This is a genomic window from Streptomyces capoamus (genome assembly GCF_014654935.1).
Classification (GTDB): Bacteria; Actinomycetota; Actinomycetes; order Streptomycetales; family Streptomycetaceae; genus Streptomyces; species Streptomyces capoamus.
Map to the genome: position 1 here is coordinate 35,846 of NZ_BNBF01000015.1, position 11,021 is coordinate 46,866.

Sequence of the window (11,021 nt, forward strand, 5' to 3'; positions counted from 1 at the left end):
GGCCGTGACATGGCTGTCGACCTCGGGACCGCCAACACGCTGGTGTACGTCAGGGGACGCGGGATCGTACTGAACGAACCGTCCGTCGTGGCGATCAACACCAACACGGGTGGGATCCTCGCGGTCGGTGCCGAAGCGAAGAAGATGATCGGCCGGACCCCGGGCAACATCGTGGCCGTCCGCCCGCTGAAGGACGGCGTGATCGCCGACTTCGAGATCACCGAGCGGATGCTCCGCTACTTCATCCTGAAGATCCACAAGCGGCGGTACCTGGCCCGCCCGCGGGTCGTCGTCTGCGTGCCCTCCGGCATCACGGGCGTCGAGCGCCGCGCGGTCATCGAGGCGTCCTCCCAGGCGGGCGCCCGCCAGGTGCACATCATCGAGGAGCCCATGGCCGCCGCCATCGGCTCCGGTCTGCCGGTCCACGAGGCCACGGGCAACATGGTGGTGGACATCGGCGGCGGCACCACGGAGGTCGCGGTCATCTCGCTCGGCGGCATCGTCACCGCCCAGTCCATCCGCGTCGCCGGCGACGAACTGGACAACGCGATCATCCAGTACATCAAGAAGGAGTACAGCCTCCTGCTGGGTGAGCGCACGGCCGAGCAGATCAAGATCACGATCGGTTCGGCGTACGACCTCGACACCGACGAGCACACCGAAGTGCGCGGCCGGGACCTGGTGTCCGGGCTGCCGAAGACCGTCGTCATCTCGGCGGCCGAGGTCCGCAAGGCGATCGAGGAACCGGTCAACGCCATCGTGGACGCGGTGAAGACGACCCTCGACAAGTGCCCGCCGGAGCTGTCCGGCGACATCATGGACCGGGGCATCGTGCTGACCGGCGGCGGCGCCCTGCTGCGCGGGCTCGACGAGCGGCTGCGGCGGGAGACCGGCATGCCGATCCACATCGCCGAGGACCCGCTGGACAGCGTCGCGCTCGGCTCCGGCAAGTGCGTCGAGGAGTTCGAGGCGCTGCAGCAGGTGCTGGACGCCCAGCCGCGCAGATGACATGACGTGCCGATTCCGCCGTACGAGACGTTCTCCTCTCGTGCGGCGGATCGTTGACATAGAGGCATAAGCTCCCCGCATGGGCCTGCTGGTTCCGCGCCGCACACACGCGCCGTCCAGGGGCCCGAGGAATTCCTACTTGAGGAAGGGCACGGCCGCCGCACGTGAGGGACACGAAAGAGAGCCGGCTGCTCCTGGTCCTGCTGGTCGCGATCGCGTTCGCGCTGATCACGGTGGACATCCGGGGAGGCCGGAACTCCCCGGTCGACGGCGCCCGGCACGCCGCCGCGACCCTGTTCGGCCCGGTCGAGGACGGGTTGTCCTCCGCGGTCGACCCGGTCGGCGACGCGGTCTCCGCGGTCCGTGACTCCGGCAGCCGGCACGACCGGCTCGCCGCGCTGGAGAAGCAGAACGCGGCCCTCAAGGCCAAGCTCGGCAGCGACGACCGCAACCGCAGCCGCCTCCAGCAGCTGGACAAACTGCTGAAGATCGCCGGCGAGGGCCAGTACGGCATCAAGGGCGCCCAGGTCATCGCCATCGGCTCGGCCCAGGGCTTCTCCTGGACCATCACCATCGACGCCGGCGCCGACGACGGCATCCAGCGGGACATGACCGTCCTCAACGGCGACGGCCTGGTCGGCCGGGTCACCACCGTCGGCCCCAGCACCTCCACCGTGCTGCTCGCCAACGACCCCGACTTCACCGTCGGCACCCGCATGGAGGCGGGCGACGAACTGGGCTTCGCCTCCGGGCAGGGCGACCGCCCGCTGCGCGTGGAACTGCTCAACGGCAAGGCGGAGGTGAAGAAGGGCGACCGGCTCGTCACCTTCGGCTCGCAGGCCGACAAGCCGTTCGTGCCCGGCGTCCCCGTCGGCGTGGTCTCCCGCGTGGACCCCTCCGGCGGCGGCCTGACCCGCACCCTCTACGTCACCCCGTACGTCAGCTTCACCAAGCTGGACGTCGTCGGCGTGGTCGTACAGGCGCCGAAGAAGGACCCGCGGGACGCCGTGCTCCCGGCCAAGCCGAAACCGGTCCCGACACCGACGGTGACCGTCACGGTCACCCCGTCGGCCGACGCCCCCGCCACCGCCGAACAGCAGTAGGAGCCGAATCCCATGCGTGTCAACCGGATCCTGCTCTCCGCCGCGCTGGTCGTCGTGGCCCTGGTGATCCAAGTCAGCGTCCTCGCCCGGCTGCACCTGCCCGGTGCCGTCCCCGACCTGCTGCTCCTCACCGTCCTCGGCCTGGCGATGGTGTACGGCCACGTCGGCGGGGCCCTCGTCGGCTTCGGCGCCGGTCTGCTCGCCGACCTGGCCCCGCCCGCCGACCACGCGGCCGGCCGGTACGCGCTCGTGCTGTGCGTCGTCGGCTACCTCGCCGGGCTCGTCAGACCGGAGAACGGCCGGCTGAAGTCGGCGTCCGGCCCCATGGCCGTCGTGGTCGCCGCCGCCCTCGGTTCCACCCTGCTCTACGCCGGGGTGGGCGCCCTGGTCGGTGACACCGCCGCCCGCCACGTCGGCCTGCCGGGACTGCTGTTCTCGGCCGCCCTGTACGACCTGCTGCTCGCCCCCTTCGTGGTGCCCGGCGTGATGTGGCTGGCCCGCCGCTCCGACAACGACCCGCTCACCGAGAGCGGAAGCGCCGCCAAGGCCGGGGACATCTCCTCCGGCTGGCTGTCCTCCGGAACCGGCCTGCGCATCGGCGGCCAGCGCGGCGGCCTCGGCGCGCTGAAGGCCAGGGCACGCACCCGCTCCGCCAAGGTCGGCCGCATCAAGGGGGTCAAGCGGCTGTGACCGACGGCGAGTTCCACCCCGGCGAGTTCACCCGAACGGGTCAACCCCCGCGGAACGCGGGCGCACGGACCGGTCGTTCATCATGCGTACGCGCACGGACCGGCAAGTCGCCGCTCGTACGCGCACGGACCGGCAGGTCGCCGCTCGTACGCGCACGGGCCGGCAGGTCGCCGCTCGTACGCGCACGGACTGGCAAGTCGCCGCTCGTGCGCGCACGGACCGGCCGCTCATCGTTCCTACGCGCACCGGCGGTTCGCACCCACACCCGCCGCGCCCAGACGTCCGCACACTGAGAGGGGGAGACAGCCGCAGTGACCAACATCCCCGAGACCGGTCGGACCCCACGCGTCCAGACCCGGCTCGTCGTGATCCAGATCCTCGTCCTCTCCCTCCTCGGCACGCTCGGCGGCCGGCTGTGGTACCTCCAGATCCGCGAGGGCGCCGCCTACCAGAAGGAGGCCTCCGGCAACCACGTCCAGCAGGTCGTGGACCCCGCAGTGCGCGGCGACATCCTGGACGCCCGCGGAGTGCCCCTCGCGGACAACGAGACCCGCCTGGTCGTCTCCGCCTCCCGCACCGACCTGCTGAAGCAGAAGGACGACGGCAGGGCCGTCCTCACCAAGCTGGCCGGCGTCCTCGGCTTGCGCCCCGAGGAGGTCATGCAGAAGGTCCGGCTGTGCGACGCCAAGACCCCCCAGCCCTGCTGGAACGGCTCGCCGTACCAGCCGATCCCCATCACCGACGAGGCCACCGCCAAGCAGGCCCTGCAGATCCGCGAGCGCTCCGAGGACTTCCCCGGCATCACCGCCGAGCCCGAGGCCGTCCGCCGCTACCCGGGCCCCGGCAAGTCCAACACCTCCCAGGTGCTGGGCTACCTCTCGCCCGTCACCGACGACGAGATCCAGAAGGCCAAGGACACCGACTCGCCCTACCTGCGCTCCGACATGGTCGGCCGCTCCGGCCTGGAGCGGACCTACGACAAGGTGCTGCGCGGCAAGGCCGGTGTCACTCGCTACGAGGTCGACAACCTCGGCCGGGTCATCGGCAAGGCCAAGTCGGACGCGGCCGAACCGGGTTCGAACCTGGTCACCAGCATCGACTCCCGTGTCCAGCGGGTCGCCGAGTACGAGCTGGACAAGGCCATGAAGGCCGCCCGCCAGCAGTTCGACAAGATCACGGGTACGAACTACAAGGCCGACTCCGGTGCCGTCGTGGTGATGGAGGCCAAGACCGGGCGGATCGTCGCCATGGCCTCCGCGCCGACCTACGACCCGAACGTCTGGGTCGGCGGCATCTCCGCCAAGGACTACAAGGCCCTCACCGGCAAGGACTCGGACTACCCGCTGCTCAACCGGGCCATACAGGGTCAGGCCGCACCCGGCTCGACCTTCAAGGTGGTCTCCACGGCCGCCGCCGTCGAGGCCGGCTACCCCTTCGACGGCCGCTACCCGTGCACCAGTTCCTACTCGGTGGGCGGCCAGGTCTTCAAGAACTTCGAGGGCGAGAACTTCGGCCCCATCTCCCTCGGCCGCGCCCTGGAGGTCTCCTGCGACACGGTCTTCTACGGCCTGGCCGACCGGGAGTGGAAGAAGGACGGCGGCATCAACCCCAAGAAGGGCCGCCCGAAGGACTACTTCTACAAGGCCGCCCACCAGTTCGGCCTCGGCAAGGAGACCGGCATCGACCTGCCCAACGAGGTCACCGGCCGCGTCCCCGACCGCCAGTGGAAGGAGGCGTACTGGAAGGCCAACAAGGACGCCTGGTGCAAGACCGGCAAGAAGGACGGCTCCTACGTCGAGAAGATCGCCTACGAGAACTGCCTCGAAGGCAACAAGATGCGCGAAGGTGACTCGATCAACTACTCCATCGGCCAGGGCGACACGCTCGTCACGCCGATCCAGGAGGCCGTGATCTACGGCGCCGTCGCCAACGGCGGCACGATGTACCAGCCGACCATCGGCAAGGCGGTCATCAGCGCCGACGGCAGGAGCGTGCGGGAGATCAAGCCGACCAGGCGCGGGAAGCTCCCGGTCAGCCGGGCCACCCTCAGCGGCATGAACGACGCCTTCGCCGGCGTCATCACCCGCGGTACGGCGGCCTGGAAGTTCGGCGGCTGGCCGCAGAACAAGATCCCCCTGCACGCCAAGACCGGTACGGCGGAGGTCTACGGCAAGCAGACCACGTCCTGGCTCGCCACCTACTCCAAGGACTACACGGTGATCATGACGATCGCCCAGGCCGGTACGGGTTCCGGAGCCTCCGGTGAGGCCGTGCGCAACATCTACAGCGCGCTCTACGGCGTCCAGGGCGACGGCTCGATCGACAACCGGAAGGCGCTGCTGCCCGCGCCGCAGAAGGGCCTGCCCAAGGTCCGCACGGACGGCACCATCGCCGCACCCAAGATCGCCCGCGACCCGGCGAAGGACGCCGAGGCCGCCCAGAAGAACAACCCCACCAACGGCGACGACCAGCAGCCCGCGGGGACCACGCCCTCGCCCACCACGGGCAACCGCGACACCCGCAGGCGGCCGCGCAGGCGGGGGAGCCGGAGGATGCCCTCATGACCGGCGCGAACAGCTTCTCCGTCTCCGGGTACGGCCCCGAGCGGGCCGGCTGGACCAGGATCTTCGCCCGCGACTCGCTCGCCCGCCGGCTGGACTGGCCGATCCTGTTCGCGGCCGCCGCCCTGTCCCTGCTGGGCTCCCTCCTGGTGTACTCGGCGACCCGCAACCGCACCGAGCTGAACCAGGGCGACCCGTACTTCTTCCTGGTCCGGCACCTGATGAACCTCGGGATCGGGATCGCCCTGATGATCGCCACGGTCTGGCTCGGCCACCGCGCCCTGCGCAACGCCGTGCCGGTCCTCTACGGCCTGTCGGTGCTCCTCGCCCTGGTGGTGCTCACCCCGCTCGGCGCGACCATCAACGGCCAGCGCAACTGGCTGGTCATCGGCGGCTTCTCGCTGCAGCCCGCCGAGTTCCTCAAGGTCTCGATCATCCTGGGCATGTCCATGATGCTCGCCGCCCGGGTGGACGCGGGCGACAAGCCCTACCCCGACCACAAGACCGTCTTCCAGTCCCTCTGCCTGGCCGCCGTACCGATCCTGATCCTGCTGCTCATGCCCGACCTCGGCTCCGTGCTGGCCATGGTGGCGATCATCCTCGGCGTGCTGCTCGCCTCCGGCGCCTCCAACCGGTGGGTCTTCGGCCTGCTCCTCGCCGGGGTGATCGGCTGCGTCGCGATCTGGCAGCTGCACATCCTGGACGAGTACCAGATCAACCGGTTCGCCGCCTTCGCCAACCCGGACCTCGACCCGGCCGGCGTCGGCTACAACACCAACCAGGCCCGCATCGCCATCGGCTCCGGCGGCCTGACCGGAGCCGGACTCTTCCACGGCTCGCAGACCACCGGCCAGTTCGTCCCCGAGCAGCAGACGGACTTCGTGTTCACGGTCGCGGGGGAGGAGCTGGGCTTCCTCGGCGCGGGCTTCATCATCTTCCTGCTCGGCGTCGTCCTGTGGCGCGCCTGCCGGATAGCGCGAGACTCCACCGAGCTGTACGGGACGACCGTCGCCGCCGGGATCGTCGCCTGGTTCGCCTTCCAGTCCTTCGAGAACATCGGCATGACCCTCGGCATCATGCCGGTCACGGGCCTGCCGCTGCCGTTCGTGTCGTACGGCGGCTCGTCGATGTTCGCGGTGTGGGTCGCGGTGGGCCTGCTCCAGTCGATCAAGGTGCAGCGCCCGATGTCGGCCTAGGATCCGGGCGCCCCCTGCCATATCCGTGCCCCGGACACTAGATTCGGTGCATGGCGGAGACGAAACGCGAAATCGAGCGCAAGTACGAATCCGACGACAGTGGGCTGCCCGACCTGACCGGCATCGGCGGCGTGGCCGCCGTCCTCGACAGGGGCCTGGTCGACCTGGACGCCACGTACTACGACACCGCCGACGAACGCCTGACCGCCGCCTCGCTCACCCTGCGCCGCCGCACCGGCGGCTCGGACGCCGGCTGGCACCTGAAGTTCCCGGTCGCCCCCGGTGTCCGCGACGAGATCCGGGCGCCGCTGTCCGACACCGTCCCCGAGGAGATCGCCGCCCTCGTCCGCTCCCGCGTCCGGAACACCCCGCTGATCCCCCTCGTCCGGCTGCGCTCCACCCGCGACGTACGCCACCTCGTGGACGCCCAGGGCACCCTGCTGGCCGAGGCGAGCCTCGACACCGTCACCGCCGAACGGCTCACCGGCAAGCGCCGTACCGCCCAGTGGACCGAGATCGAGGTGGAACTGGCCGACGGCGGCGACCCGGCCGTCCTCGACCAGCTGGAGAAACGGCTGCGCAAGGCGGGCGTACGCCCCGCCGCCTCGCCGTCCAAACTGGCCCGCGCCCTGGAGCTGACCGCCGGCCGCCGCCGCGGCGGGAAGACCGGGCCCCCACGACCCGCCACCGCCGGCGACCACGTCCTCGCCCACCTCCGCGCCCAGCGGGACGCCCTGGTCGGACTGGACCCCGCCGTCCGCCGCGGCCTCCCCGACGCCGTGCACCGCATGCGGGTCGCCACCCGCCGCGCCCGCAGCACCCTGCGCACCTTCGGCACCGTCCTGGACCGCACCGCCACCGACCCCGTCGGCGCCGAGCTGAAGTGGCTCGCGGGCGAGCTGGGCGGCTACCGCGACCAGGAGGTGCTGGCCGACCGTCTGACCAGCGCCCTCGACGCGCTCCCGCCCGCCCTGGTCACCGGCCCCGTCGCCGAACGCCTCACCGCCTGGGCCGCAGGCCGCCGGCGCGGCGCCCACGGCCACCTGACCGGTGTCCTGGACTCCCGCCGCCACCTCGCCCTGCTGGACAGCCTGGACGCCCTCCTCGCGGACCCGCCGCTGCGCGGGGCCGCCGGGAAGAAACCGGGGAAGGTGCTCGCCAAGGCCGTACGCAAGAGCGAGAGGAAACTCGCGGCCGTCATGGAGCAGGCGCTGGAGCTGCCACCGGGGGACGACCGCGACGCCGCCCTGCACGAGGCCCGCAAGAAGGCCAAGCGCACCCGCTACGCCGCCGAGGCAGCCGCCCCCGCCCTGGGCACCTCCGCCCGTGCCCTCACCCGGGCCATGAAGTCCCTCACCACCCTCCTCGGCGACCACCAGGACGGCGTCATGGCCCGCCGCACCCTGCTGGAGCTGGCGGCGGTGGCCCACGCGGCGGGCGAGAGCACCTTCACCCACGGGGTGCTGTACGGCAGGGAGGAGGCGCGGGCGGCCGCGCTGGAGGCCGAGCTGCCCGGCCGGTGGAAGGAGACCGGGAACGCGGCCGCCGGCTGAGCGCCCGCCGGGCGTTCGGGGGAGTCCGCCGGGCGGGTTACGCTTGATGGTCACCCCTGTCAGCTCATGAAGGTTCGCGAGATGCCTGTCGAGTCGGTTTTCCCGCAGCTCGAAGCTCTGCTCCCGCACGTGCAGAAGCCGATCCAGTACGTCGGCGGAGAGCTCAACTCCACGGTCAAGCCGTGGGACGAGTGCGACGTCCGCTGGGCGCTCATGTACCCGGACGCGTACGAGGTCGGCCTGCCCAACCAGGGCGTGATGATCCTCTACGAGGTCCTGAACGAACAGGAGGGCGTCCTCGCCGAGCGCACCTACAGCGTGTGGCCGGACCTGGAGGCGCTGATGCGTGAGCACGGCGTCCCGCAGTTCACGGTGGACAGCCACCGCCCGGTGAAGGCGTTCGACGTGTTCGGCCTCAGCTTCTCCACGGAGCTGGGCTACACCAACATGCTCGCCGCCCTGGACCTGGCCGGTATCCCGCTGGAGTCCAAGGACCGCACGATCGACGACCCGATCGTCCTGGCCGGCGGCCACGCGGCCTTCAACCCGGAGCCGATCGCCGACTTCATCGACGCCGCGGTCATCGGCGACGGCGAGCAGGCCGTCCTCGACATGACCCGCATCATCCGCGAGTGGAAGGCCGAGGGCCGTCCCGGGGGCCGCGAGGAGGTCCTCTTCCGCCTCGCGAAGACCGGCGGTGTCTACATCCCGGCGTTCTACGACGTCGAGTACCTCCCCGACGGCCGGATCGCCCGTGTGGTCCCCAACAAGTCGGGCGTCCCGTGGCGCGTGTCCAAGCACACGGTCATGGACCTGGACGAGTGGCCGTACCCCAAGCAGCCCCTCGTGCCGCTCGCCGAGACGGTCCACGAGCGCATGTCGGTGGAGATCTTCCGCGGCTGCACCCGCGGCTGCCGCTTCTGCCAGGCCGGCATGATCACCCGCCCGGTGCGCGAGCGCTCCATCACCGGCATCGGCGAAATGGTCGACAAGGGCCTGAAGGCGACGGGCTTCGAGGAGGTCGGCCTGCTGTCCCTCTCCTCCGCGGACCACACGGAGATCGGCGACATCGCCAAGGGCCTGGCGGACCGCTACGAGGACGACAAGATCGGCCTCTCCCTGCCGTCCACCCGCGTCGACGCCTTCAACATCGACCTGGCGAACGAGCTGACCCGCAACGGCCGCCGCTCCGGCCTGACCTTCGCCCCCGAGGGCGGCTCGGAGCGCATCCGCAAGGTCATCAACAAGATGGTCTCCGAGGACGACCTGATCCGCACGGTCGCCACGGCGTACGGCAACGGCTGGCGCCAGGTGAAGCTGTACTTCATGTGCGGCCTGCCCACGGAGACCGACGACGACGTCCTCCAGATCGCCGACATGGCGACGCGGGTGATCGCCAAGGGCCGCGAGGTCTCGGGCTCCAACGACATCCGCTGCACGGTCTCGATCGGCGGCTTCGTCCCCAAGCCCCACACCCCCTTCCAGTGGGCCCCGCAGCTGTCGGCGGAGGAGACGGACGCCCGCCTGGAGAAGCTGCGCGACAAGATCCGCGGCGACAAGAAGTACGGCCGCTCCATCGGCTTCCGCTACCACGACGGCAAGCCCGGCATCGTCGAGGGCCTCCTGTCCCGCGGCGACCGCCGCATCGGCGCCGTCATCCGCGCGGTCTACGACGACGGCGGCCGCTTCGACGGCTGGCGCGAGCACTTCTCCTACGACCGCTGGATGGCCTGCGCGGACAAGGCCCTGGCCCCCTACGGCGTGGACGTCGACTGGTACACCACCCGCGAGCGCACCTACGAGGAGGTCCTGCCCTGGGACCACCTCGACTCCGGCCTGGACAAGGACTGGCTCTGGGAGGACTGGCAGGACGCCCTCGACGAGACAGAGGTCGACGACTGCCGCTGGACCCCGTGCTTCGACTGCGGGGTGTGCCCGCAGATGGACACGAGCATTCAGATCGGCCCGACGGGCAAGAAGCTGCTGCCGTTGATGGTCAAGAACGCAGGTCAGGCGCCCGCGTCGAGCGGTCACGCACACTGACGTGAGCGAGGCGCTCGATCGGGCGATGAAGGCGCTGGCGGCGGTGAGCGAGGAAGAGCTGGCGGCTGCGTTGGCTGCGGTCGGCGCTTCGGTCACTCGCCCGCCGACGCCGCTGGCGCCCTCTCTGGAGTGGGCCTGAGGGCCCGCTCCGTGCCTGTGCGCCGCTTGCAAGCCCTTGAGCCCCCCTCTCCTATCGCGAGGGGGGCTATCCACCCGCCGGATCGGCCTGACGGCCCGCCGCCTCACCAGCTAGGCCACCATCTCCTCGCGAGCCGCGACAGCCCAGGTCGAACCCTGGTCCGGAACAGACATCGGGAGTCTCAGTCCCGGCGGATGAGTTCCGGATCGACGCGGCGGCCTACCAGTGGCAGCGTGCCCAGTGTCGCGACGACGATCACGCCCAGGGCAGCGCACGCCAGGACGGGGATCCCGGCGACGTCCCAGAACACCTCACCGCCCCCGGTGACGAGATAACTGGACTCGGCGAGCTTGCCGCTCACCAGGGCCAGCACGAGGCCGATGGCGAGCGGCAGCACGACCTGGATGGCCTGCACCGCGCGCAGGGTGCGCGCCCGCGCCCCGATCAGCGTGATCGCTGTGACCTGGGCGCGGCGTTCGACGGCCCGGTCCGAGACGGCGACCAGGAAGGCGGCGACACCGATCACCAGCCCCATGACCATGCCGAGGACCAGCAGGGTCTCGATGACCGCGATCTGCGACAGACTGTCGACGTTGACGCCGACCGGTTCGACGGAGACGGTCGGCGCGACACCGCCGATGCCGTCCAGCACCTTGCGGACCACGTGCGGATCGGAGTCGCTGTCGAGGATGAGCGAGCCCGACTGCGGCCGGGCGTGCGCGGGCAGC

General features: G+C 70.8%; 9 protein-coding genes. 8 read left to right on the forward strand and 1 reads right to left on the reverse strand.

Going from position 1 to position 11,021, the window contains the following annotated elements; all coding sequences use genetic code 11:
- The 8 genes from IE312_RS22815 to IE312_RS22850 all read left to right on the forward strand — a co-directional run.
- On the forward strand, positions 1 to 1,008 hold a 1,008-nt coding region (locus IE312_RS22815; protein ID WP_306419797.1), incomplete at its 5' end, for a rod shape-determining protein.
- A 164-nt stretch (positions 1,009 to 1,172) separates the two neighbouring features.
- Positions 1,173 to 2,111: a rod shape-determining protein MreC gene (mreC, locus tag IE312_RS22820; RefSeq protein WP_189984214.1), complete on the forward strand. Its 939-nt coding sequence runs from the start codon at positions 1,173 to 1,175 to the stop codon at positions 2,109 to 2,111.
- Positions 2,112 to 2,123: 12 nt separating this feature from the next.
- Entirely contained in the window at positions 2,124 to 2,801 is a 678-nt protein-coding gene (mreD, locus tag IE312_RS22825; RefSeq protein ID WP_189984215.1) for a rod shape-determining protein MreD, read from the forward strand.
- A 311-nt stretch (positions 2,802 to 3,112) separates the two neighbouring features.
- Complete coding sequence (mrdA, locus tag IE312_RS22830) at positions 3,113 to 5,365, forward strand: penicillin-binding protein 2 (RefSeq protein ID WP_189984216.1); 2,253 nt, start codon at positions 3,113 to 3,115, stop codon at positions 5,363 to 5,365.
- Complete coding sequence (gene rodA, locus IE312_RS22835) at positions 5,362 to 6,558, forward strand: rod shape-determining protein RodA (protein ID WP_189984217.1); 1,197 nt, start codon at positions 5,362 to 5,364, stop codon at positions 6,556 to 6,558. The genes mrdA and rodA overlap by 4 nt, the downstream gene beginning before the upstream one ends.
- Positions 6,559 to 6,608: 50 nt before the next feature.
- Positions 6,609 to 8,111: a CYTH and CHAD domain-containing protein gene (locus IE312_RS22840; RefSeq protein WP_189984218.1), complete on the forward strand. Its 1,503-nt coding sequence runs from the start codon at positions 6,609 to 6,611 to the stop codon at positions 8,109 to 8,111.
- A gap of 81 nt (positions 8,112 to 8,192) precedes the next feature.
- Positions 8,193 to 10,154, forward strand: coding sequence for a TIGR03960 family B12-binding radical SAM protein (locus tag IE312_RS22845; protein WP_189984219.1), 1,962 nt, complete (start codon positions 8,193 to 8,195; stop codon positions 10,152 to 10,154).
- Between the two features lies 1 nt (position 10,155).
- The gene (locus IE312_RS22850) at positions 10,156 to 10,293 is read left to right on the forward strand and encodes a hypothetical protein (RefSeq protein ID WP_189984220.1); all 138 of its coding nucleotides are present in this window, start codon (positions 10,156 to 10,158) and stop codon (positions 10,291 to 10,293) included.
- 181 nt (positions 10,294 to 10,474) lie between these two features.
- Here IE312_RS22850 and IE312_RS41390 read toward each other — a convergent pair.
- Positions 10,475 to 11,021 (reverse strand): FtsX-like permease family protein (locus tag IE312_RS41390; protein WP_502266986.1); only part of this gene is annotated, 547 nt, incomplete at its 5' end.